At 73.5% G+C, this 22936-nt stretch carries 22 protein-coding genes and 1 pseudogene; 15 read left to right on the top strand and 8 right to left on the bottom strand.

Annotation, left to right across the window (positions count from 1 at the left end):
• Positions 1-26: 26 nt before the first annotated feature.
• The 8 genes from GA0070560_RS09300 to GA0070560_RS09265 all read left to right on the top strand — a co-directional run bounded on the left by GA0070560_RS09300 (position 27) and on the right by GA0070560_RS09265 (position 6486).
• A complete protein-coding gene (locus tag GA0070560_RS09300; RefSeq protein ID WP_091293810.1) occupies positions 27-449 on the top strand; it encodes a DUF350 domain-containing protein in 423 nt (140 codons plus the stop codon).
• A gap of 68 nt (positions 450-517) precedes the next feature.
• Positions 518-1249: a hypothetical protein gene (locus GA0070560_RS09295; protein ID WP_425412621.1), complete on the top strand. Its 732-nt coding sequence runs from the start codon at positions 518-520 to the stop codon at positions 1247-1249.
• Positions 1246-2814 (top strand): polyamine aminopropyltransferase, encoded by a 1569-nt coding sequence (locus tag GA0070560_RS09290; protein WP_091293808.1) that lies wholly within the window; start codon positions 1246-1248, stop codon positions 2812-2814. The genes GA0070560_RS09295 and GA0070560_RS09290 overlap by 4 nt, the downstream gene beginning before the upstream one ends.
• Before the next feature lie 125 nt (positions 2815-2939).
• A complete protein-coding gene (locus GA0070560_RS09285; RefSeq protein WP_425412620.1) occupies positions 2940-3839 on the top strand; it encodes a hypothetical protein in 900 nt (299 codons plus the stop codon).
• Between the two features lie 72 nt (positions 3840-3911).
• Entirely contained in the window at positions 3912-4541 is a 630-nt protein-coding gene (locus GA0070560_RS09280) for a hypothetical protein (protein WP_245675441.1), read from the top strand.
• Between the two features lie 9 nt (positions 4542-4550).
• On the top strand, positions 4551-5345 hold the full coding sequence (locus tag GA0070560_RS09275; RefSeq protein ID WP_091293805.1) for an SDR family NAD(P)-dependent oxidoreductase: 795 nt from the start codon (positions 4551-4553) through the stop codon (positions 5343-5345).
• A gap of 166 nt (positions 5346-5511) precedes the next feature.
• On the top strand, positions 5512-6051 hold the full coding sequence (pyrE, locus tag GA0070560_RS09270) for an orotate phosphoribosyltransferase (RefSeq protein WP_091293803.1): 540 nt from the start codon (positions 5512-5514) through the stop codon (positions 6049-6051).
• A 57-nt stretch (positions 6052-6108) separates the two neighbouring features.
• Positions 6109-6486: an ArsR/SmtB family transcription factor gene (locus tag GA0070560_RS09265; RefSeq protein WP_007454255.1), complete on the top strand. Its 378-nt coding sequence runs from the start codon at positions 6109-6111 to the stop codon at positions 6484-6486.
• A 72-nt stretch (positions 6487-6558) separates the two neighbouring features.
• Here GA0070560_RS09265 and GA0070560_RS09260 read toward each other — a convergent pair whose 3' ends face one another.
• From GA0070560_RS09260 to GA0070560_RS09240, 5 genes are all read right to left on the bottom strand, one after another.
• Positions 6559-7494, bottom strand: coding sequence for a DUF368 domain-containing protein (locus tag GA0070560_RS09260; RefSeq protein WP_091293801.1), 936 nt, complete (start codon positions 7492-7494; stop codon positions 6559-6561).
• A gap of 129 nt (positions 7495-7623) precedes the next feature.
• A complete protein-coding gene (locus tag GA0070560_RS09255) occupies positions 7624-10125 on the bottom strand; it encodes a polynucleotide kinase-phosphatase (RefSeq protein ID WP_091293798.1) in 2502 nt (833 codons plus the stop codon).
• Positions 10122-11579, bottom strand: a complete 1458-nt coding sequence (locus GA0070560_RS09250) for a 3' terminal RNA ribose 2'-O-methyltransferase Hen1 (protein WP_091293795.1) — start codon at positions 11577-11579, stop codon at positions 10122-10124. The genes GA0070560_RS09255 and GA0070560_RS09250 overlap by 4 nt, the downstream gene beginning before the upstream one ends.
• A 131-nt stretch (positions 11580-11710) precedes the next feature.
• Complete coding sequence (locus GA0070560_RS09245) at positions 11711-11821, bottom strand: LPXTG cell wall anchor domain-containing protein (protein ID WP_281183906.1); 111 nt, start codon at positions 11819-11821, stop codon at positions 11711-11713.
• Between the two features lie 64 nt (positions 11822-11885).
• The gene (locus GA0070560_RS09240; protein WP_091293793.1) at positions 11886-12098 is read right to left on the bottom strand and encodes a hypothetical protein; all 213 of its coding nucleotides are present in this window, start codon (positions 12096-12098) and stop codon (positions 11886-11888) included.
• A 133-nt stretch (positions 12099-12231) separates the two neighbouring features.
• Here GA0070560_RS09240 and GA0070560_RS09235 point away from each other — a divergent pair, with 133 nt between their 5' ends.
• On the top strand, positions 12232-12615 hold the full coding sequence (locus GA0070560_RS09235; protein WP_091293791.1) for a phage holin family protein: 384 nt from the start codon (positions 12232-12234) through the stop codon (positions 12613-12615).
• A gap of 146 nt (positions 12616-12761) precedes the next feature.
• On the top strand, positions 12762-13784 hold the full coding sequence (gene fbaA, locus GA0070560_RS09230) for a class II fructose-bisphosphate aldolase (protein ID WP_091293788.1): 1023 nt from the start codon (positions 12762-12764) through the stop codon (positions 13782-13784).
• Between the two features lie 86 nt (positions 13785-13870).
• Here the strand turns inward: fbaA and GA0070560_RS09225 are convergent, their stop codons facing one another.
• Entirely contained in the window at positions 13871-15079 is a 1209-nt protein-coding gene (locus GA0070560_RS09225; RefSeq protein WP_170839342.1) for an SLOG cluster 4 domain-containing protein, read from the bottom strand.
• Between the two features lie 288 nt (positions 15080-15367).
• Between GA0070560_RS09225 and GA0070560_RS09220 the strand changes: the two genes are divergently transcribed.
• Positions 15368-15802, top strand: coding sequence for a DUF3151 domain-containing protein (locus tag GA0070560_RS09220; RefSeq protein WP_091293783.1), 435 nt, complete (start codon positions 15368-15370; stop codon positions 15800-15802).
• 47 nt (positions 15803-15849) lie between these two features.
• On the opposite strand, the gene GA0070560_RS09215 is transcribed toward GA0070560_RS09220, so the two are convergent.
• Together GA0070560_RS09215 and GA0070560_RS09210 are read right to left on the bottom strand one after the other, a co-directional pair.
• Entirely contained in the window at positions 15850-18036 is a 2187-nt protein-coding gene (locus GA0070560_RS09215; protein ID WP_245675440.1) for a MinD/ParA family ATP-binding protein, read from the bottom strand.
• Positions 18037-18115: 79 nt separating this feature from the next.
• Positions 18116-19135 carry a diacylglycerol kinase family protein gene (locus tag GA0070560_RS09210; RefSeq protein WP_091293781.1) on the bottom strand — a complete coding sequence of 340 codons (1020 nt, stop codon included), beginning with the start codon at positions 19133-19135 and terminating at the stop codon, positions 18116-18118.
• 123 nt (positions 19136-19258) lie between these two features.
• Between GA0070560_RS09210 and GA0070560_RS09205 the strand changes: the two genes are divergently transcribed.
• From GA0070560_RS09205 to purD, 4 genes and pseudogenes are all read left to right on the top strand, one after another.
• Positions 19259-20548, top strand: a complete 1290-nt coding sequence (locus tag GA0070560_RS09205) for an adenylosuccinate synthase (RefSeq protein ID WP_091293779.1) — start codon at positions 19259-19261, stop codon at positions 20546-20548.
• A gap of 235 nt (positions 20549-20783) precedes the next feature.
• Positions 20784-21173: pseudogene (locus tag GA0070560_RS30215) on the top strand (hypothetical protein); the annotation flags it as partial.
• 190 nt (positions 21174-21363) lie between these two features.
• Positions 21364-21570 (top strand): hypothetical protein, encoded by a 207-nt coding sequence (locus GA0070560_RS09200; RefSeq protein WP_139131465.1) that lies wholly within the window; start codon positions 21364-21366, stop codon positions 21568-21570.
• A gap of 56 nt (positions 21571-21626) precedes the next feature.
• Positions 21627-22874: a phosphoribosylamine--glycine ligase gene (gene purD, locus GA0070560_RS09195; protein ID WP_091293775.1), complete on the top strand. Its 1248-nt coding sequence runs from the start codon at positions 21627-21629 to the stop codon at positions 22872-22874.
• The last annotated feature ends 62 nt before the right edge of the window (positions 22875-22936 follow it).

Below are 22936 nucleotides of genomic sequence, written 5' to 3'. Positions count from 1 at the left end.
CCCGAACGACACCCCTGGAGTCCCCTGTGCAGACCCTGGTCACCGATCTGCTGGTCACGCTCGCCTACGGCGTGGTCGGCGTCGTCCTGATGGCCGTCGGCTACGCCCTGGTCGACATCGCCACCCCCGGCAAGCTCCACGAGCTGATCTGGACCGAGCGCAACCGCAACGCCGCACTGCTGCTCGCCTCGAACCTGGCCGGCGTCGGCGTCATCGTGGTCGCCGCCATCGCCGCCAGCGCGGACGACTTCGTCCTCGGCCTGGTCGGCGCGGCCGCGTACGGGATCCTCGGCCTGGTCATCATGGCCGCGGCGTTCCTGCTGCTCGACGCGGCCACCCCGGGCCGGCTCGGCGAGATCCTGGTCGACCCGGAGCCGCACCCCGCGGTCTGGGTCTCCGCCGTCGTCCACCTCGCCACCGGCGCGATCATCGCCGCCGCGATCAGCTGATGGCGGCGGCGCAGCACCCGCCGCGCAAAGGCGGGCCGAACACGGCGTCGAAGGCCGGCGCCTGGACCATCTGGCTGACCGTCGGCCTCGTCGTCGCCGGCTGCGTGGGCGTGGGCATCGTCAACGGCGGCGGCGACTCCGACAAGGTCTCACCGCCGACCGCTCAGGAGCGCGACGACACCGTGGCGGTCCTGGCGCGTTCTTCGGCCAGCCAAGGCGTCTGCTACGGCTGGGAGCTGAAGGACTACTTCGGCTACGGCGACCCGGTCAGCGTCGGCTCCAACCTCGGCAACGGGGTGGCGGTCGAGGACAACCCGTCCTGCCCGCGCTGGTTGCAGGTGAGCGTGCGGATCTACTACCCGTCGGAGAGCAGCGACAGCGACGACAACGCCTACGTCGACGTCAACGGCTCCAGCGACTTCTCCTCGACGGAACTGCTGCGCATCGCGAACGGCCTGGAGCGGCTCGGGGTCACCGAGAAGGTCTTCGTCGACGACCCGGGGTGGGCCGCCACCCGGGCCGCCGTGATGCTGCCGCTGCTCGCCGTCGAGGCGGGGGCGGTCGAGCCGGCCGCCACCCCGGCCCCGGCCGCAGCGCAGCCGTCGCCGCTGCCCGACCCCGGCAGCGACCTGTGGCGGGACCGCTGGGGCTACCTGCTCGCCGCCGGTGGCCTGCTGCTGGTCACCGCGCTGCTGATCACCGTGGGAGTCGTGCAGCGCCGGCGGCAGCGCCGGGGAGTCGTGCCCGCGCAGCGCGCCGGGGCGGCCACGGCCGCGTCGCGTACCCCGGAGAACGCGTGACCGTCGACGTGCCGGCTCGGCCGCGCTGGCGGCTGGCCCGGGCGGCGGTGCTGCTCGCGGTCTTCGTCTGCGCGGCCTGCGGTCTGGTCTACGAGCTGGCGCTGGTCGCGCTCGGCAGCTACCTGATCGGCGACACGGTCGGCCAGGCATCGATCGTGCTCGGCGTGATGGTCTTCGCGATGGGCGTCGGCGCGCTCGTCGCGAAGCCGTTACAGTCCCGGGCCGCCGCCGCGTTCGCGGTGATCGAGCTGACCCTGGCGCTGCTCGGCGGACTGTCGGTGCTCGGCCTCTACGCCGCGTTCGCCTGGCTGGACCTCTACGGTCCGGCGCTGGTCGGCACCGCGTTCGTGCTCGGACTGCTGATCGGCGCGGAGATCCCGCTGCTGATGGTGATGCTGCAACGTATCCGGGAGCAGTCCGCCGGCAGCGCGGTCGCCGACCTGTTCGCCGCCGACTACGTCGGCGCGCTGCTCGGCGGGCTGGCCTTCCCGTTCCTGCTGATCCCGGTCTTCGGGCAGCTCAAGGGTGCCCTGGTGGTCGGCGCGGTGAACGCGGTCGCCGGCCTCGCCCTGGTCTGCACGGTGTTCCGGGCGGAGCTGAGCCGCCGGGCGCGGGCCGCGCTCGGCGCCGGCTCCGTCGTGGTCGCGCTCTGCCTGGGGTACGCCTGGGTCACCGCCGCCGACTTCGAGCTGACCGCCCGGCAGCAGCTCTACCGGGACCCGGTGGTGCACGCCGAGCGTTCCCGCTACCAGGAGATCGTGCTGACCCGGTCGGTGCGCGAGTTCGGGCACGCGGAGACCGACCTGCGGCTCTACCTGAACGGCGACCTCCAGTTCAGTTCGGTCGACGAGTACCGCTACCACGAGGCGCTGGTGCACCCGGCGCTCGACGGCCCGCGCGGCGAGGTGCTGGTGCTCGGCGCCGGCGACGGGCTCGCCGTGCGGGAGATCCTGCGCTACCCGGACGTACGCCGGGTGACGGTGGTCGACCTGGATCCGGCGGTGGTGGCGCTGGCCCGCCGCGAGCCGCAGCTGCGCAGGCTCAACGGCGACGCGTTCGCCGACCCCCGGGTCCGGGTGGTCAACGTCGACGCGTTCGGTTGGCTGCGTACCGCCACGGACCGCTTCGACGTGGTGGTGGCGGACCTGCCCGACCCGGACGAGACGGCCACCGCCAAGCTCTACACGGTCGAGTTCTACACGCTGGTCCGGGCGGTGCTCGCCGACGGCGGGCGGCTGGTGGTGCAGTCCGGGTCGCCGTACTTCGCGCCCCGGTCGTACTGGTCGATCGAGGCGTCGGTGCGGGAGGCCGGCTTCGCCACCACGCCGTACCACGTGGACGTGCCCTCCTTCGGCGACTGGGGCTTCCTGCTCGCCGCGCCGGAGGCGACCGCGCCGGCGCTGGAACTGCCGGCGGACGCCCCGCCGCTGCGGTTCCTCGACCCGTCGGTGCTGCGCGCGGCGGCGGCGTTCCCCGCCGACCGGCGTCGCGTGGACGTGCCGGCCTCGACCCTGCTGCAGCCCAGGGTGCTGGAGTACGCCCGCGCGGAGTGGCGGGGTTACTGACGTCGGACGGGTGTCGCCGCCCCGTCGTCGCCGGCTCCCGCCGCGTGCGGTGAACGCGGCCGGGCCGGTCCTGGCGGCGGGTCGCCCGGTTCACGACGCGCGCGAGGTGGGCCCATGTGGATACCGTGTGGGACGCGATCCAAGGAAGGAGAATCGTGGTCGATTCCCAGCACACACCGGCCCGCACCCGGCCGGCCGTGGTGACGATTTCCAGCTACCTGCTGATTCTGTTCGCTGTCCTCCAGGTCATCAGCCTGATCATCACTCTCAGCACCATCGGTGCCCTGCGCGAGGCGCTGGACGAGGCGTACCGCGGCACCGCCGCGAACGGGGCACAGAACGTCGCCGACTTCGCCATCGCGTTCACCATCGGTGCCGCCGTCGTCGGGCTGCTGTTCGCGATCGTGCTCGCGGTGCTCGGCCTCTTCAACAACCGGGGCTCCAACGGCACCCGGATCGCCACCTGGGTGCTCGGCGGCATCGTCTTCTGCTGCTGCGGCTTCGGCACGGTCAGCAACGCGGCCGGCGGCTTCGCCAACAACACCGGCCCCACCAACGGCGACATGCCCAGCGGCGAGGAGGTCCAGCGCCGGCTGGAGGAGGCGCTGCCGTCCTGGTACGGCCCGGTGACCATCCTGCTCGCGGTGCTCGGCCTGCTCTCCCTGCTGGCGGCGCTGATCCTGCTGGCGCTGCCGAAGTCGAACGAGTTCTTCCGCAAGCCCAAGCAGGGCTGGGAGCCGCCGGTTCCCGGTGCGGTCTACCCCGGCCAGCCGGCCTACCCGGCCACCCCGGGCTACCCGCAGTCCGGCTACCCGCCGGCCCCGGGCCAGCCGGGCTACCCGTCTGCCCCGGATCAGCCGGGCTACCCGTCGGCCTCCGGCCAGCCGGGCACGCCGCAGCCGCCGAGCGGCTCGGAGTGGCAGGCCCCGCCCGGGCAGCCGCCGTCCACCGGTCCGGCCGACCCGAGTCGCCCGGCCGACGGGCCGGACCAGCCGGGCGGGAGCAACCCGCCGTCGGCCGGCTGACGGGCGAGTAGCAGCGACGTGACGATTCCCTCCGAGTAGGTTGCAACCCGACGCCTACCGGAGGGAATTGTCGTGTCGTACCCGGATCAGGTGCCGACGCGTCGGCCCGCCGTCGTCACGTTGGCGGCGGCGGTGCTGGCGCTGATGGCCCTCGGCGCGTTGGTGTACGCCGTCGCGACCCTGCTCGCCCTCGGCGGCACGGTGGACCGGTTCCGCGCCGCCGCGGCCGACACCGTCGCGGGAGCGGACGACGTCGACGGGGTGGTCGCCCTGGTCCGCGCTGGCGCGATCGTCTCGGCGGTGCTGACGGTCCTGGTCGGCGTGCTGCTGGTCGGCCTCGCCACCGGGCTGCTCGCCGGCCGGCGGGGCGCCCGGGTGGCCACCTGGGTGGTCGGCGGGCTGGGCCTGCTCGCCGGCTGCTGTACCGGGGCGCTGCTGCTCGGGCAGCGGGCCACGCCGCTGGAGACCGGGATCGACGCGAACCTGCTCGGCCTGCTCGGGGAGGCGTACCCGTCCTGGTGGCTGCCGGTGAACGCGGGGGTTTCGGTGGCGCAGATGCTCGGCTACCTTGTGGTGGCCGTGCTGCTCGCGCTGCCTGCGGCGAACGGTTGGTTCGCGCGCCGCCCGTCCCGGCCGGCGGCACCGCCGCCGGAGAACCCGTACCGGCTGCACCCGCCGCAGGGTCCGCTGCCCCCTCGCTGAGGAGTCCCGTTGAGCCCCGACCACCCGGCCGCCGAGCGACGGGCGCTGGTCACCGGGGCCACCGCCGGCATCGGCGAGGCGTTCGCCCGGCGGCTGGCCGCCGACGGCTGGCACCTGGTGCTGGTCGCCCGGGACGCCACCCGGCTCGGTGAGGTCGCCGCCGAACTGACCGGCCGGCACGGGCAGCAGGTGGAGACGATCCCCGCCGATCTGTCCACGGACGACGGATGCGCGCGCGTCGCGGGCCGGCTCACCGACGGTGACCCGGTCGAGCTGCTGGTCAACAACGCCGGGATCAGCCTGGACCGGCCCTTTCTCCGGTCCACCGCGGAGGACGAGGCGCGGCTGCTCCGACTCAACGTGCACGCGGTGATGCGGCTCACCCTCGCCGCCCTCGGCCCGATGACGCGCCGAGGGCACGGGGCAGTGATAAATGTCTCTTCGGTTGCCGGGTTCGGGCCGGTCATGCCGGGCTCGACGTATCCGGCCAGCAAGGCGTGGGTGACCAGCTTCAGCGAGTCCGTCGATCTCTCGGTGCGGTCGCTCGGCGTCCGGGTGATGGCGCTCTGCCCCGGCTACACCGCCACCGGCTACCACGAGCGCAACGGCATCGACATGTCCGGCATGCCCCGCTGGATGTGGCTGCGGGCCGACGACGTGGTCGCCGAAGCTCTCCGTGACCTGCGGAAAGGCAAGCAGATCAGCGTTCCCGACTGGAAGTACAAGCTCGCCGTGACCGGGCTGCGGCATGCGCCGCGCCGGCTGCTGCGACTGGCGTACCGGGACCGGCGGGGGCAGGGCTGACCGGCCGCTCGACACGGCTGATCCGGTCACCCGGCCACGGGTCGTCGCGCCCGGTCACGGCGGTCGCGCAGCGTAGCCGTCCATCGCCACCCATCGGTCGCCCACCAGGTTGACCCGGGAGGACCCCGAACGCGGCGTACAGACTCGCGCAGTACCCTCTATCGCCATGGGGGACCACGACGACCTGCGTAAATTCATTATCGACCTGGCTGTGGTCCACGGGCGGGTGGTGCTCTCCTCCGGCCGCGAGGCGGACTGGTACGTCGATCTGCGTCGCGTCACGCTCCATCACCGGGCCGCCCCGTTGGTCGGCCGGGTGCTGCGTGAGCTCACCGCCGACTGGGAGTACGACGCCGTCGGTGGGCTGACCCTGGGCGCCGACCCGATCGCCGTGTCGATGCTGCACGCCGCTGCGGAGACCGACCGCCCGCTGGACGCCTTCGTCGTCCGCAAGGCCGGCAAGGCGCACGGCCTGCAACGTCGGATCGAGGGGCCTGATGTGGCCGGCCGGCGGGTACTGGCGGTGGAGGACACCTCGACGACGGGCGGCAGCGTGCTGACCGCGGTCGAGGCCCTGCGCGAGGCCGGGGCGGAGGTAACGGGTGTGGCGGTTATTGTTGATCGAGGAGCCGGGGACGCCGTGCGAGCCGCCGGACTGTCGTATCGGGCGGCCTATACGTTGGCTGACCTCGGCCTTGTGGCGTAAAAGTTTGCCGATTCGGATCTGCGGATATGCAGGCGGATCGATGCTGCTGGTGGAAGGATGGAATACGTGGGAACTGCGTTGGCTGAAATGACCATGCCTCAGATCTCGCCGCTTGCCGGCGAGCCGATCGAACGTGCCGATGCCGAGCGGCTGGCGGGGGTCCTCAAGGCCCTCGCCGACCCCGCGCGGCTGCGGCTGCTCAGCCTGATCCAGTCGGCGCCCGAGGGCGAGGCGTGCGTGTGTGACCTCACCGCGCCGCTCGGCCTCTCGCAGCCGACGGTCAGCCACCACCTGCGTATCCTCACCGAGGCCGGCTTGCTGGAGCGGGAGAAGCGCGGTGTGTGGGCCTACTACCGGCTGGTGCCGTCCGCGATCGCGACGATCGCGGATCTGCTCACGCCGCCGCGCAAGCGGGCCACCAAGAAGGCTCGCTGACTTCTCCGATCCGGTGTCGCTTGGTGGCAGCCCCCCGGGGCAGCCACCAAGCGAGCGGGTGGGGCGACCGTCTCAGCGGACGTTCGGGGCCTCGTAGGTCTCCTCGGTGAGATCCCGCGCCGCGCGCCGCAGCCGGCGGCGTTCAGCGACGATCATGGCGCTGACCAGTACCACGCCGAGGAGGAAGAGCCCCAGGATCGACACGACGTTGTCGCCCGGGGCGTGCATCGACCGATCCTCCGACTGCCAGGGCCACAGGGCGCGCAGGCTGCCGAGGATGATCCCGGCCATCACCGCCAACGTCATGCGGCGGTGCTTCTCCAGCAACCACTGAAGCAGCTTCACGAACAGCGCCAGGCCGATGACCATCCCGGCCGCGAAGACGGCCAGGTAGCCGAAGTCCCGGTCGTTCACCGCGTTGATCGTCGGCTCGTAGAGGCCGACGGTCAGCAGCAGGAACGATCCGGAGACACCGGGCAGCACCAACGCGCAGACCGCGACCGCCGCCGCCAGCAGCACGATCAGCGGATTCGGGGTGACCGTCGCCTGCGGGAGACCGGTCAGCACGAAGGCGGCCACCGCGCTCACCACCAGGGCGCCGACCTCGGCCCCCCGCCACGGCTTGCCCACCATCGAGATCGGCACCAGCACCGAGGCGAGAACCAGGCCGAGGAACAGCCCACGGGTCTGCTCCGGGTGGTCGTGCAGCAGCGGTTCCAGCACCTTCGCCGCGATCAGCAGACCGGGAACCATGCCCAGCAGGAGCGGGATCACCACCTCCCAGTGCACCTGCCTGAACTGGTGGGCGGTCCGCGTCCACCCCCTTCCGCGAGGGACGTCCGAGGCCGCGAAACGGACCGCGTTCACCAGGTGGCCGGCGGACGCGATGACCCGCTCGTACACCCCGGTGACCAGTGCGATCGTGCCACCGCTGACCCCCGGGACGGCCTCAGCCACACCGATGGCCGCCCCACGGAAGACGTGGCCGATGCGTTCGCCCAATGCCATTGAGAGAATCCGTTCGTCATCACTCGAACCGCTGCCAGTGTGGCGCTCGCCACGGCCACACAGGCTACCGGTGCCGTTCCTGCGGCGGCGCACCACGTCGCCCGGTCCGCCGGCGGTGCCGGCGGACCGTCACAGCCGGGGATCGACCGGCTCGGACTCGCAGGCGAGGATCGCGAAGACCAGCTCGTGGCGACGCCACAGCGGCGCCCGCTCGGCGAACGCGTCGAGGGCGGCCAGGCCGAGAGCGTGCTCGCGCAGGGCCAGCCCCCGCTTGCGACCCAGCGAACGGCGGCGCAGGGCGGCCAACTGGGCCGGGTCGGTGTACCCGGGACCGTAGATGATCCGCAGGTACTCCCGGCCCCGGCACTTGATCCCGGGCTGGAGCAGCGAGCCACGCGCCGACCGGGCGGCCGGTCCGGCGTACGGCTTGACCACCATGCCCTCGCCACCGGCCGACGTCAGCGCCAGCCACCACTCGGTGGCCGCCGCGACAGCCGACGGATCGGCCGGGTCGACGACCTGCCGCCGGGTCGGGGTGAAGAACTCCGGATCCGCCGCGCAGAGCCGGTCGGCCAGGTCGAGGTGCCAGCCGTGGTCCCGGTCGGCGAAGCTCACCCCGGCCCCGGCCAGCACCGCGAACGGGGCCAGAGTCACCCCGCGCAGCCCGTCGGTCGGTGCCACGTACGCCCGGTAGGCGGCCGAGTAGCCCTCGACCTCCGCGTGGCGGGCGGCCATCCGCTCCCGCAGCTGCGCCACCGGCAGCCCCCGGGCCGCCGCCGCGTCCAGCGTGCCGAGCACCGCCGGCAGTGCCGCCCGGCCGGCCGCGCCGACGCCGGCGTACTGCTCGCGGATCAGTCCGCCCGCCTTGGCCGACCAGGGCAGCAACTCGCAGTCGAGCAGCAGCGCGTCGGTGCCCAGTTCGGCCCAGAGTCCGGCGGAGGTCACCGCCGCCCGCACCCGGGCCAGCAGCTCGGAGTCGAGCGGCGCGCCGAAGAACGGCCGCCCGGTGCGGGTGTGCACCACGCCGCCGTGCTCCCGCTCCACCAGCACCACCGCCCGCGATCCCATGTGCTTCTCCTCGCAGACCACCCGGTCCACGCCCGCCGTGCGGTAGTCCTCGAACGCCTGCGCCGGGTGCTCCAGGAACCCGTCGACCGTCGACGTCGAGCAGGGCGCCATGGTCGGCGGCAGCCAGACCAGCCGGCCCGGGTCGACCGCGAACCGGCTCATCACCTCCAGCGCGGCGGCGGCGTTCTCCGCCGGCACGGTGAGCGTCCCGTACGCGTGCTGGATGTGCCGCCGGCCGGTCACGTCCGCCAGGTCCAGCACCGTGTCGGGGCGGGCCGGGGCGGTGACCAGCGGGCGGACCGGGGCGTACCACTCCTTGACCGCGTCGACGGAGACCAGTTCCTTCTCCGGGTAGCGCAGCGCGGTCAGCTTCCCGCCGAAGACGCAGCCGGTGTCGATGCAGATGGTGTTGTTCACCCACTCCGGCTCCGGGGTCGGCGTGTGGCCGTACACGACCATGGCCGAGCCCCGGTAGTCGCGTGCCCACGGGTAGCGCACCGGCAGGCCGTACTCGTCGGTCTCCCCGGTGGTCTCCCCGAAGAGCGCGAAGGCGCGGACCCGGCCGGACGCGCGACCCTGGTAGGCCTCCTTCAGCCCGGCGTGCGCCACCACCAGCCGGCCGCCGTCCAGCACGTAGTGGCTGACCAGACCGTCGACGAAGGTGGCGACCTGCGCCACGAACGCCGGGTCCTCGGCGTCGAGCTGGGCCATGGTCTCCGCCAGGCCGTGGGTGAGCCGCACGTCCCGGCCGCGCAGCTTCCGCAGCAGCTTCTGCTCGTGGTTGCCGGGCACGCAGATCGCGTGCCCGGCCGCCACCATGCCCATCACCAGGCGCAGCACGCCGGGGGAGTCCGGGCCGCGGTCCACCAGGTCACCCACGAAGACGGCGGTACGACCAGCCGGGTGCACCGCGTCCACCGGGCGGCCCGCGTCGTCGCGGCACAGCTGCCAGCCCAGCCGCAGCAGCAGCGACTCCAGCTCCTCCCGGCAGCCGTGCACGTCGCCGACGACGTCGAACGGCCCGGTCAGCTCGCGCCGGTCGTTGAACAGCTTCTCGTAGCGGATCCGCGCCGCGTCGATCTCCTCGACCCCGCGCAGCACGTGCACCTTCCGGAAGCCCTCCCGGGCCAGCAGCCCGTACGACCGGCGCAGGTCACGCTGCATCCGGGCGAGTACCTGCCGGCCGAAGGTCCGGTCGGCCCGCCCCTGCGTACGCTCCCAGGCCAGCGCCTCGGGCACGTCCAGCACGACCGCCACCGGCAGCACGTCGTGCTCGCGGGCCACCCGCACCAGAGCAGCCCGGGCGTGCGGCTGGAGGTTGGTCGCGTCGACCACGGTGAGCCGGCCGCGTCGCAGCCGGGTCGCGGCGACGTGGTGCAGCGCCTCGAACGCGTCGGTCGAGGCGGACTGGTCGTTCTCGTCGTCGGCCACCATCGCCCGGAACATGTCCGACGAGAGCACCTGGCTGGGCAGGAAGTGCCGGCGGGCGAAGGTCGACTTGCCCGAGCCGGAGACACCGACCAGCGCCACCAGGGCGAGTTCGGGGATGTCGAGTGTGGTCATCGGGTCGTCTCCTCCTTCCAAGCCTTGTCGGTGCTGGTCAGCACTGCCATCTGGGTGGGGCTGCCCACCTCGGGGTCGTCGTCGCCGACCCCGCTGAGCACGGCGGTGTAGCCGTACGTGTCCGCCACCCGCGTCACCCATTCGGCGAACTCGGCGCGGGTCCACTCGAAGCGGTGGTCGGCGTGCCGGAACCGCCCCGCCCCCAGCCCCTCGTAGCGGACGTTGTACTCGGCGTTCGGCGTGGTCACCACGACCGTGCCCGGCCGGGCGTGGCCGAGGACGGCGTCCTCCAGCGCCGGCAGCCGGGGCGGGTCGACGTGCTCGATCACCTCCATCAGCACCGCCGCGTCCCAGCCGCGCAGCCGGTCGTCCCGGTAGGTCAGCGCCGACTGCCACAGCCGGATCCGGTCGCGCTGCCGTTCCGGCAGCCGGTCCAGCCGCAGCCGACGGGCGGCCAGGGTCAGCGCGTGGGTGGAGACGTCGGTGCCGACGATCTCCGCGTACCGCCGGTCGGCGGCCAGGGCGGTGAGCAGCGCACCGCCACCGCAACCCAGGTCCAGCACCCGGCTCGCCCCGCTGGCGGCCAGCGCGGAGAGCACCGCCTCGCGGCGGCGTACGGCCAGCGAGGCGCGGGCGCCGTCCCGCTGCTGCGTCGGCGCGGCCTCGTCGACGCTGTCGTCGGCGGGCGGCTCGTCGGCCAGCCGCAGCTCGGCCAGGCGGGCCAGGGCCTGCCCGGCCAGCGCCCGACGGTGGGCCAGGTAGCGCCGGGTGATCAACCCCCGCTCCGGGTGGTCGGCCAGCCAGCCAGCCCCGGCCCGGAGCAGCTTGTCGATCTCGTCCGGCGCGACCCAGTAGTGCTTCGCGTCGTCCAGCACCGGTAGCAGCACGTACAGGTGGTTGAGGGCGTCGGCGACCCGGAGGGTGCCGGTCAGCAGCAGGTCGACGTACCGGCTGTCACCCCAGTCGGGGTGCTGCTCGTCGAGGGGCACCGGGGTGGCCGTGACCGTCCAGCCCAGCGGGGTGAACAGCCGTACCGCCAGGTCGGCGCCGCCCCGGCAGCGCAGCACCGGCACCCGTACCTCCAGCGGGATGGCGGTGCCGGCCAGTTCCGGGCGGTCCCGCGACTCACCGCGCAGCGCCGAGCGGAACACCGACGACAGCGCCGAGGAGAGCAGGCTGGAGGCGGCGTACGCCCGGTCGTTGACGTACTGCCCCAGGGTGAAGCTCTCCGGGGTGGCGGCCTGTTTCCGCCCGCGACCCCGGCCCGCGCCGAGCCGTTGCGGGTCGATGTCGAGCAGCAGGGCGGCGGTGCAGCGGGCGTCGTCCGCCTCCGGGTAGAAGACGTGCGCGACGCCTGCGGGGAGGTCGAACGACTGGACCCGGTCAGGGTGCTTGACCAGCAGGTACCCGAGGTCGGTCGCCGGCCGGTGGGTGGTGGTCAGGGTGAGCAGCACGCGCTCATGGTTCCAGCTGCCTCGATCTTGCGTCGTCCCGTTTTCCACGGTCGCGGTGTGGCTTGCGGGTGAGACGGGGGCGCCCCGCCGACCTCGGTGGGTCGGCGGGGCGCCGGGTGGTGCGGGGTGGGTCAGGCCACGAAGCGGGTCCTGCGGCGGCGGGCCACCACGTAGCCGCCGAGGCCGGCGGCGAGCAGCAGGCCGCCGATGCCGGCGATCAGGCCGGTGGACCCGCCGGTGATCGGGGGTGGCGGAGCACCCGGGTCGGGTCACCCCGACGAGGTGACCCGACCCGGTGCCCGGAAATCAGCGGTAGTCGTCCTCGTCGGCGGTGACCACCCGGGCCTGCTCCATCGCGTCCCAGTCGGCGACCTCCAGGCCGCGGTGCGGTTCGCCGTCCTCCTCGGTGGGGCCGGCCACCGTGGCCTGCTCGACCGCGTCGGCCGGCTCGGCCTCCGGGTCGCGTTCCTCCGGGCTGAGGTGGTCGCTCGGGGTGAACTCCTCGTCGGGGTGACCCATCGTCGTCCTCCCTGGTTCCGGCGGATTTCCACCCACACCGTACGGGTTGTGCGGGGTCGTCGCGCGGTGGGCGCGGGAAGCGGACTCGGTGGATCCCGCCACCGGGGACGATCGGCGGTGCCAGGATGGGGGCGTGGGCTTCCTGATCCGGTTGGCGATCACCGCGCTCGCGCTGTGGGTCACCACGCTGGTCGTGCCCGGGGTCGAGGTGACCGGTCGGGACGGCGCGAACACTGCGCTGACCCTGCTCGCGGTGGCGCTGATCTTCGGGGTGGTCAACGCGGTGCTCAAGCCGGTCATCAAGGTGGTCGGTTGTGTGTTCTACCTGCTCACGCTCGGGCTGATCGCGCTGGTCGTCAACGCGCTGCTGTTCCTGCTGACCGACTGGATCGCCCGCGGGATCGACCTGCCGTTCCGGGTGGACGGTTTCTGGGCCGCCTTCTGGGGGGCCATCGTGATGGCGGTGGTGAGCTGGTTGATCAGCGTCGCCGTGCCGGACCGTCTGGAGGGCCGGTGACCGCCGCGGTGGGTGTCCCCACCGGGGTGGTTGTGCCGACCGACGCCATCTACGGGATACTTCCGGCGGTGGACAGCGCGGTCCGGCGCACCCGATGGAAGACAGCGGCCGGCTCGGCCGAGAGCGGTAAGTAAGGAGCGTTAGACATGCCCATCGCTTCCCCCGAGGCTTACGCGGAGATGCTGGACCGTGCCAAGGCCGGCCGGTACGCGTACCCCGCGATCAACGTGACGTCGTCGCAGACCCTGAACGCGGCGCTGAAGGGCTTTGCCGACGCGGAGAGCGACGGCATCATCCAGGTGTCCACCGGTGGCGCGGAATACCTCTCGGGACCGTCGGTGAAGGACATGGTCACCGGCGCGGTCGCGTTCGCCGCGTACGCGCACGAGGTGGCCAAGAAGTACCCGGTCAACATCGCGCTGCACACCGACCACTGCCCGAAGGACAAGCTGGACAAGTTCGTCCGGCCGTTGATGACCATCTCCCAGGAGCGGGTCAAGAACGGCCAGGAGCCGCTGTTCCAGTCGCACATGTGGGACGGCTCGGCGGTGCCGGTGGCGGAGAACCTGGAGATCGCCGCGCAGCTGCTCGACGAGGCCGCCAAGGGCAAGATCGTCCTGGAGATCGAGGTCGGCGTCGTCGGTGGCGAGGAGGACGGCGTCGAGAACGCCATCAACGACAAGCTCTACACCACCGTCGAGGACGGCCTGGCCATGGTCGAGGCGCTCGGCCTGGGCGAGAAGGGCCGCTACATGGCGGCGCTGACCTTCGGCAACGTGCACGGCGTCTACAAGCCGGGCAACGTCAAGCTCCGCCCGGAGATCCTGAACAACATCCAGGAGGCGGTCGGCGCCAAGTACGGCAAGGAGAAGCCGCTCAGCCTGGTCTTCCACGGCGGTTCCGGCTCGCTGCTGTCGGAGATCCGCGAGGCGCTGGACTACGGCGTGGTGAAGATGAACATCGACACCGACACCCAGTACACCTTCTCCCGGCCGGTGGCGGACCACATGTTCCGCAACTACGACGGCGTGCTGAAGGTCGACGGCGAGGTCGGCAACAAGAAGATGTACGACCCGCGCGTCTGGGGCAAGGCCGCCGAGGCCGGCATGGCCGCCCGCGTCGTGGAGGCCTGCGAGCACCTGCGTTCGACCGGCACCACGATGAAGTGACCTGCGCGTAGCAGCGCGACGGCCGGCTCCCGGATCGGGGGCCGGCCGTCGTCGTTACCGCACCGGCCGGGACTGCGCCGTTCCGGTCAGGTCGTCGCGGTGAGCACCCGGACGGCCTCCCGGACGTCGTCGGTGAGGTGCACGGTCGCCGACAGGTCACCGAACGGGGAGGCAGCGAAGAGCGGCCGCAGCAGCGACTCGACCGGCAGCTCCCGGGTCCAGTACGCCCGGTCCAGGAAGACGTACGCGCCGCTCGCCCCGTCGGTGCCGTAGTAGGTCTTCGTCGCCGCCTGGAACACCTCCTGCACGGTGCCGGCGCGGCCGGGCGCGAAGACGATCCCGCCCCGGGCCAGCCGCAGGATGGTGTCCTCCCGGATGGCGTTCGAGAAGTACTTGGCGATCTTGCCGGCGAAGAGGTTCGCCGGCTCGTGCCCGTACAGCCAGGTGGGGACGGCCAGCCCGCCCGTGCGGGCCCAGTCGACGCCGGGTCCCCGCTGCTGCGGCAGGGTCGGGGGCGTCGCGTACCGCTCGCGTACCGCCAGCGCCGCCGCCGTGTACCGGTCGTGGTCGGTGAAGTCGGGGGCCGCCGCGAGGAGGTCGATCGCGGCGTTCAGTTCGTCGGCCGGCCAGGCGGCGAGGAACGCGCCGAGGTTGGCCGCCTCCATCACGCCGGGGCCGCCGCCGGTCACCACCAGCCGGTCGGCCCGGGCCAGCTCCCAGCCCAGCACGGCCGCCATCCGGTACGGCACGCTGCCGCGCGGCACGGCGTGCCCGCCCATCACGCCCACCACCGACTGCGGGCCGTGCGTCGCCAGCCAGGCCCGGGTCGCGTCGGCCAGGGCGTTGTCCACGCCATGGTCGTGCAGCCGCTGGCCGAGCGCCTCGCGGACGTCCGGCAGCGCGCCGCCGTGCTCGCGGAAGTGCGTGTACACCCGGGTGTCGTACATGCCGGCGAAGCCGCCCTCGGCGAAGCCGGTGGAGAGCTCCTCCGGGGTGTACAGGTGCGACGGCTGGGTCGGGTACGGCAGCCCGGAGAAGGGTGGCACCACGTTCGCGCCGCGCCGGACCAGGTCGGCGCCGACCTCCCGGTTGGCGAACCGGCACCCCACGAAGAGGGTGCCCGCGACGTCCGTGGCGGTCAGGTCGGGGACCGGGTCGAGGTCGAGGCGGAGCCCCTGCACGGTCAGCCCGGCGAGGCTGCCGGAGGCGAGTCGCCGGTCGAACGCGGCGCGGGTCTCGATCTCGTCGGGGTGGGTGTGCGGCGCGATGACGTCCGCCGGAGGTGGGGTGGGCACCACGCCATCCTGCCCCCGGCCGGCAACCCGCCGAACCAGGCCCGCCCGAACGGACAGGAGCCCGGTGACCGAGGCCACCGGGCTCCTGCGTAACCGGTTCCTGGGGAGGCTCCGGACCAATAGTTGTAATCGAAAACATTGCGTGACGGCATGGGCCGCAGGGCTCGCCACCGAGGGCCGCAGGGCTCGCCGCCCCGACCGCAGGCGGGGCGGCCGTTCCACCGTTCAGTCAGCGCACCTTGCCGGACCCCCTCGCGCGCCGCTACGCGAAGCGGGTTGAATGGGGCGATGCAGAACCTGTTGCCTGAGCCACCGGCCACCCTCCTGCCCGCGCACGACGAGGCCGACGCCGCCCTGGCCGACGCCGTCGGGCAGGGCACCGACGAGGCGTACGCCGAGGTCGCGGCCCGTTTCCCCACCCACAGCGCGGCCTGGGCGGCGCTGGCAGCCCGGGCGTTCGACGTCGGTCAGGTCGTCCCGGCGTACGCCTACGCCCGCACCGGGTACCACCGGGGCCTGGACCAGCTGCGCCGCAGCGGCTGGAAGGGGCACGGCCCGGTGCCCTGGTCGCACGTGCCCAACCGGGGCTTCCTGCGCTGCCTGTACGTGCTGTCCCGGGCCGCCGGGGAGATCGGTGAGGCGGACGAGGCGGCCCGCTGCGCCCAGTTCCTGCGCGACTGCGACCCGGCCGCCGGGGACGCCCTGGCCGGCGCCGGGAGCTGAATCCGGGCCCGGCGGGCCGCCCGGCACCCGTCCGGGCGGCCCGCCGGTCAGAGCCCTTCGGCGACCGCGGCGGCGATCTTGAGCCAGGCGTCCCGGGTGGCCGAGGAGAGCCCGCCGTACCGGATCGGCTCGCCGGTGTCGATCAGCCGCTCGTACGGCGCGAGCAGCACCGCCCTGGTCCGGGCGGCGAAGTGCTCCTGGATCGCCGGCAGGTCGATCTCCTTGCGTGACGGCGGCATGGAGACCACCGTCACCGCCTGCCGGACCAGCCGCTGCCGGCCGCTCTGCTCCAGGTGGTCGAGCATCCGGGCGGCCGTCTCCGCCGAGTCGTTGCGGGCCGACATGGTGACCACGAGCTGGTCGGTGGCGTCCATCGCGGCCTGCCAGTTCTGTGCCCGGACGTTGTTCCCGGTGTCCACGAAGATCAGCTTGTAGAACCGGCTCACCACCTCGCGGATCTCGGCGAACGCCGCCGCCGTCAGCATCTCGCCGCCGGTCGCCGACTCGTCCGAGGCGAGCACGTCGAACATCCCCTCGCCCTGCGAGCGGACGTACTGCGACAGGTCCCCGATCCGGCCGTGCGCACCCTGGAACTGCCCCAGGTCGCGCAGCATGTCCCGGACCGTACGGGAGTGGAAGTCCTGCTGGGCCCGCATGCCGAGGGTGCCCTGGGTCTCGTTGTTGTCCCAGGCCAGCACGTACCCGCCGCGCTTCTGCCCGAAGGTCATCGCGAGCAGCAGGATGGCGACCGTCTTGCCGGCGCCGCCCTTCGGGTTCACCACGGTCACCTGGCGCAGCCCGCCGAAGTTCCGGCGGACCATCTCGATGTCCCGCTTCACCTCCTGCTCGTGCCGCCCCGGCGGGAGCTTGACCAGCCCGATCCTGTTCACCACCGCCCGTACGCCCATGGTCGCGACCGGGTCGGCGGGGCGGGCCTGTCTGCGGCGGGCGAAGTCCTCGGCGGTCGGCGCGGGCCCGGCCGCCGGGGTCCACGCCGGCTCGGGCGGGCCGGCCGGCTGCCGAGCGGGCGGCTGCTGCGGCATTCCGGCGGGCGGGGTGCCCTGCTGCCAGGCCGGCTGGTACCAGCCGGCGGCCTGCGCCGGAGCGGGGCCGGGTGGCCCCGGTGCGGGGTGTGGCGCCGGGGCGAGGTGCGGCCGTGCCGGCCCGGGCTGCGGGGGCGCCGGGGCGGGCTGCGGGGGCGGCACCGCGAGCGTCGGGCCGGGCGGGTACTCCGTCGGCGGCACGGGCGGGCTGAACGGCGTCCCGGGCGAGGGCGGGAACGGGCCCAGTTTCGGGGCGGGTGGGGGCTTCTCCGGCTGGCCGGGGACCGCCGCGCTGCCCACCGCCTCCTCCCCGGCGGCGGCCGAGAGCCGCTGCGGCGGCTGCGCCCACGGGGACTCCCGCTGGGTGACGCCGCTTGTCTCCGCCGGTACGACCGGGGTGCCCGGTGCGCTGTCGGCAGTTCCGCCGTCCGGTGCGGGCCCGGTGTCGACCGGGCCGGTCTGCGGGTCGGCGGTCGCCGGGTAGACCTGGACCGGGTCGGCCGGGTGGTCGTCGACCGGGTCCGCCGGGTGGTCGTCGAGGCCGGTGGCCGGGGCGTCGACCTGTTCACCGGCGTGGGTCGGACCCGGGTCGGGTCGCCGGGCGTCGACCGGCCCCGACGTCATCGGCTGGTCCAGGGTGAACGGCAGGTCGAGGTCGACCGGGGCGGGCTGCCCCACCCGGGGCACCGGCACGGCCCGCTCGGGTACGCCGGCGGAGTCCGGCCCGGCGTCGGGCCCCGGCCACGCCGGGTACGGCCCGTGGGACGCGCCACTCCCGTGCCCGGGGTCGGGGTCGCTTCCGTGGGCGGCGGCCCTCCCGTGCCGGGCGGCGGTGCCGGCTCCGTGGGACGCGCCACCCTCGTGGCCGGACGTGCTGCCGGTCCCGTTGGCGACGGCGCCCACGTGCCCGTACCCGTTGGTCGCGCCGCTGCCGTCGTCCCGCTGGTACGGCTGCGGGAGCGTCGGCTCGGCCTGGAGCGACGGCCAGTCGCCGTCCGGTGGGGGCGGCGTCCGGCCCGGGGTCGCCGGGGGCCCGCCGACCTCCGCGGTCAGCGACGGGTACAGCATCGAGGGCGGGCCGCCCCAGGCCGGGGCGGAGTCGGTCGCGTCGGGCGGCCAGAGCGGTTCGATGTCCCGCTCCGGCACCGGCTGCTGGCCCGGCAGCCGGGCCCGGTCGGCGTTCTCGTCCACCACGGCTCCTCCCCATTCCTCCCGCCGAGGATAGGCCGTCCCGTTCCGGTGACGGACCGTAGTGAAGCGCCGGTTCGGGTCAGTTCGTCCAGACCGCCCAGGCACCCGGCTCGATCCACCAGGAGCGCTTGCGGCTCAGCTCGCCCTCGACGCCGTCGTCGAGGAACGGGACCTTCGCGTCCCGGGGGACGACCGCCACCGCCCGGCCCCGGGCCCGCCGGACCTCGAACCGGATCTTCTTCCTGCCCAACGCCGAGCGGGTCACCACGGGAACGGCCACCGCCACCTCGACCAGGCCGTCGGCCGGGTCCGGGGCGGCCAGCAGGGGCAGCCCGTCGAGGCTCGCGTACCCGCCGGCGTTGCCGACCGCGCAGGCCAGGATCGGGTCCTCGCCGTCGGAGAGGAGCGTGTCGTCCACCTCGACCCGCCCGCGCCAGTGCAGCGGGCGGCCGGCGTCGTCCGCCGCGCCGAGCAGCGCGCCGTCCAAAGTGACCGAGCCGCCGTCGTTGCGCAGCAGGTCGAGCCGGCGGGCGGTGCCGTCCAGCACCGCGGCGGCCACCGCCGCCGGGTCGCGGGGCAGCCCGAGCTGCGCGGCCAGGTCACGGTGCGTGCCGCTGCGGGCCGGGTCGAGCGGGAGTACGCCCACCGGCGGCAGGTCGGGCACCGTACGGCTGCCGGCCAGGTCCTCGGGGCGGCGGCTGGGGGGTGGGGCGTACCGCCGGACCAGCCGGCGCAGGACGGCGCGCAACTGGGCGTCGCTGGCCGTGGCGACGATCAGCCGGGTCTTGGAGTCGGGGTCGGGCCAGGCGAGGCCGTCGGCACGCGGTGGGCCGTCGAGCCGGGCCAGCACCTCGTCGACCTCGGCGTCCGAGCGGGCGGTGACCGTCTCCACCCGGGCGCCCCGCGCGGTCAACGCGTCCGCGCAGGCCAGCACCGGTACGCGCGGCGTCTCGCAGCGCTCCTCGGTCTTACCCCCGCCCGCCTCGGTCTTCTCCCCGCCCGCCTCGGTGGCGCCGCCGCAGCAGGCGTCGCCGCTGCCGCAGCCCCCACCGGAGGCGTCCCGCTCCGAGCCGAGGGTGAGCAGCACCACGTCGTACACGAAGGAGCCTCCTGCCTCTCGACGCGACCCCTGCCGGTCCCGCCGTCACTACTTGTTAGCCTGACACCCCGGGCTCGCTGACCGGTCGCCACCTGGCACCCGAGCCTTCTGGAGGCGGAAGAGATGCCAGCGATCGTGCTCATCGGCGCTCAGTGGGGCGACGAGGGCAAGGGCAAGGTTACCGACCTGCTGGGTGAGCGGGTCGACTACGTCGTGCGCTACTCCGGCGGCAACAACGCCGGTCACACCGTCATCACGCCGGACGGGCAGAAGTACGCGCTGCACCTGATGCCGTCCGGGGCGCTCTCGCCGAGCGCGATGATCGTCATCGGCAACGGTGTGGTCGTCGACCCGAAGGTGCTGCTGGCCGAGATCGACGGCCTCGCCGAGCGTGGCGTGGACGTCTCCCGGCTGCGCATCTCCGGTGACGCGCACCTGATCATGCCGCACCACCGGGCCCTGGACCGGGTGGTCGAGCGCTACCTCGGCAGCTCCCGGATCGGCACCACCGGCCGGGGCATCGGCCCCGCGTACGGCGACAAGGTCGCCCGGATGGGCATCCGGCTGCAGGACCTGCTCGACCCGGGCATCCTGCGCAAGAAGCTGGAGCTCGCGCTGCGCGAGAAGAACCAGCTCCTGTTCAAGATCTACAACCGCAAGGCGATCGACGTCGACGCGACGATCGAGGAGTACCTGGCGTACGCGGAGCGGCTCAAGCCGTACATCGCGGAGACCCGGGTCATGCTCTGGGACGCGCTGGACCGCGGCGAGACGGTCCTGCTGGAGGGCGCCCAGGCCACCATGCTCGACATGGACCACGGCACCTACCCCTTCGTGACCTCGTCGAACCCGACGGCCGGCGGGGCGTGCGTGGGCGCGGGCATCCCGCCGACGGCGATCACCAGGGTGATCGCGGTGAGCAAGGCGTACACCACCCGGGTGGGCTCCGGCCCGTTCCCGACCGAACTCTTCGACGACAACGGCCAGCACCTGCGCAAGATCGGCCACGAGTACGGCACCACCACCGGCCGGGAGCGCCGCTGCGGCTGGTTCGACGCCGTCGTCGCCCGGTACGCCTGCCGCCTGAACGGCGTCACGGACCTGGTGATCACCAAGCTGGACGTGCTCACCGGCATGGCCAAGGTGCCGATCTGCGTCGGGTACGAGATCAACGGCGAGCGTTTCGACGACATGCCGATGACGCAGACCGACTTCCACCACGCCACGCCGATCTACGAAGAGCTCGACGGCTGGTGGGAGGACATCTCCAAGGCGAGGACCGAGGACGAACTCCCCGAGAACGCCCGCAGGTACATCGCCCGCATCGAGGAACTCACCAACACCCGCGTCAGCGTCGTAGGCGTAGGCCCCGGCCGCGAAGAAAACGTCCTCCGCCACCCCCTCCTCCCCTAACCCCACCCGCCCCACCGGCCCCCCGCCCCGCTTGTCGCCGGTGATCAAGAAGTTTGGGTACGGATGCACGCATGATCCGTACCCAAACTTTTTGATCAACTGACTGGGCGCTGCGGGTTATCCACAGGGTGGGGATGGTTGTCCACAGGGGCGGCGGGGTTGTGGATGGGGCCGTCAGGGTGTGGGGGTGGCTGAGTCCGACCTCCTCATCCGTATCGCCGGGCAGCAGGACGGGATGGTCACGGTGGCCCAGGCGCTGGCCGTAGGGTTCAACCGGGACCAGATCCGGTACCTGTGCCGTACCGGGCGATGGACCCGGGTGGCGCGGGGATGTTTCGTGCCGCTGCCCCAGGTGTCGGCGGCCATGCTGCGCCGGGCGCGTGTCCGTGCCGCGGTGACCAGCCTCGGACCGGGTGCCGTCGCGGTCCTCGACACCGCCGCCGAGCTGCACCGGATCGCCGGCCTCCGTCCGACATCGGCCATCCATGTCTCGGTGCCGGTCGCTCGGCCCCGCCCGCAGCGCCGGGCGGACACCGGGCTGGTCGTGCACCAACTCACCCTCGGCGAGCACGACCTCTGCACGGTGGGTGGGGTGCCCGCGACCACGCCGCTGCGCACCCTGGCCGACGTGTCGCTCCGGGCGGACCGGTTCTGCGCCGTCAGCGCGCTCGATTCGGCCCTGAACCGGGGACTCGTCACCGGATCGGACCTCGGGAAGGTACCGGCGCTCATTGCGGGGCGGCGCGGGGCGGTGGCGGCTCGGGGGGCACCTCGCGGAGGCGGACGGACGCGCGCAGCCCCCGTCGGAGACCCGGGTGCGCCTGCGCTGCGTCGACGGTGGTGTCCCGCCGGACGCCCTTCAACTCGAGGTGCGCGACGAGGACGGCTACCTGCTCGGCGTCGGCGATCTCGGCTGGCGGGCGGCCCGGCTGATCGCCGAGGCGGACGGCCAGGCCCCACATCGCACACCGGAGGCCCTCTACGAGGACCGGGTCAGGCAGAACCGGCTGACCAACGCGTGAGACGCAAACTTCTTGATCAACTGGGCGGGTGGGGTGGCCGCGTAGGATGCGGGGTCGTGCGCGTACTTCTTGTGGGGGGTGGCGGGCGGGAGCATGCGCTCGCGCTCGGACTCGCTGACGATCCTGCCGTCGACCAGTTGATCGTGGCGCCGGGGAACCCGGGCATCGCCTCGCTCGCGGAGCTGCGGGAGGTGGCGGCGAACGATCCCGCCGCGGTCGCCGCGCTCGCCGTCGAGGTGCAGGCCGACCTGGTGGTGATCGGGCCGGAGGCGCCACTGGTCGCCGGGGCGGCGGACGCCGTACGCGCCAAGGGCATTCCGGCCTTCGGCCCGTCGGCGGAGGCGGCCCGGCTGGAGGGTTCCAAGACGTTCGCCAAGGAAATCATGACGGCCGCCGGGGTGCCGACCGCGCGGGCCCACACCTGCACGGACGCGGAGAGCGCCGGGCGGGCGCTCGACGACTTCGGCCCGCCGTACGTGGTGAAGAACGACGGGCTCGCCGCCGGCAAGGGCGTCGTCGTCACCGATGACCGGACGATCGCCGAGGAGCACGCGCGCGAGTGCGGCCGGGTGGTCATCGAGGAGTACCTGGCCGGTCCCGAGGTCTCCCTGTTCGTGGTGACCGACGGCGAGGCGGCGTTGCCGCTGCTGCCCGCGCAGGACTTCAAGCGGGTCGGCGACGGCGACACCGGCCCGAACACCGGCGGCATGGGGGCGTACGCGCCGCTGCCCTGGGCCCCGCCGGGCCTGGTCGACGAGGTGATGCGCGACGTCGTGCATCCGACGCTGGCCGAGATGCGCCGCCGGGGCACCCCGTTCGCCGGCCTGCTCTACGTCGGCCTGGCGCTGACCGCCGCCGGCCCCCGCGTGATCGAGTTCAACGCCCGCTTCGGCGACCCGGAGACGCAGGTCGTCCTGGCCCTGCTGGAGACGCCGCTGGCAGGGCTGCTGCACGCCGCCGCCACCGGCACGCTGGCCGCCCACCCGCCGTTGCGCTGGCGCGAGGGCGCCGCCGTCACCGTGGTGGTCGCGGCCGAGGGCTACCCGGCGGCCCCGCGTACCGGTGACGAGATCATCGGCGCGGACCGCGCCGGGGTCATCCACGCCGGCACCCGCCGGGCCGACGACGGCACCCTGCGTTCCGCCGGGGGCCGGGTCCTCTGCGGTACGGCCACCGGCCACGACCTGGCCGCCGCGCGGGACGCCGCCTACGCCCTGGTACGCGGGATCGAGTTGGCCGGCTCGCATCACCGCACCGACATCGCCGCCGCGGCGGTCGAGGGCCGGATCGCCGTCCCCGACTGACGGCCGATCGGCTCGTCGAGTGTTCACGGGCCGACCGCTCTGTCGCTGGTCCGTCGGGGCCC

It is taken from the genome of Micromonospora halophytica, from assembly GCF_900090245.1.
Lineage (GTDB): Bacteria > Actinomycetota > Actinomycetes > Mycobacteriales > Micromonosporaceae > Micromonospora > Micromonospora halophytica.
This window is presented reverse-complemented; position numbering and strand designations above follow the sequence as displayed.

Coding starts and splice junctions, on each gene's coding strand:
- pyrE (WP_091293803.1), top strand. CDS start 5,512: ATGGGGGACCACGACGACCTGCGTAAATTCATTATCGACCTGGCTGTG.
- fbaA (WP_091293788.1), top strand. CDS start 12,762: ATGCCCATCGCTTCCCCCGAGGCTTACGCGGAGATGCTGGACCGTGCC.
- GA0070560_RS09240 (WP_091293793.1), bottom strand. CDS start 12,098: ATGGGTCACCCCGACGAGGAGTTCACCCCGAGCGACCACCTCAGCCCG.
- GA0070560_RS09265 (WP_007454255.1), top strand. CDS start 6,109: ATGGAATACGTGGGAACTGCGTTGGCTGAAATGACCATGCCTCAGATC.
- GA0070560_RS09220 (WP_091293783.1), top strand. CDS start 15,368: ATGCAGAACCTGTTGCCTGAGCCACCGGCCACCCTCCTGCCCGCGCAC.
- GA0070560_RS09255 (WP_091293798.1), bottom strand. CDS start 10,125: ATGACCACACTCGACATCCCCGAACTCGCCCTGGTGGCGCTGGTCGGT.
- GA0070560_RS09260 (WP_091293801.1), bottom strand. CDS start 7,494: ATGGCATTGGGCGAACGCATCGGCCACGTCTTCCGTGGGGCGGCCATC.
- GA0070560_RS09205 (WP_091293779.1), top strand. CDS start 19,259: ATGCCAGCGATCGTGCTCATCGGCGCTCAGTGGGGCGACGAGGGCAAG.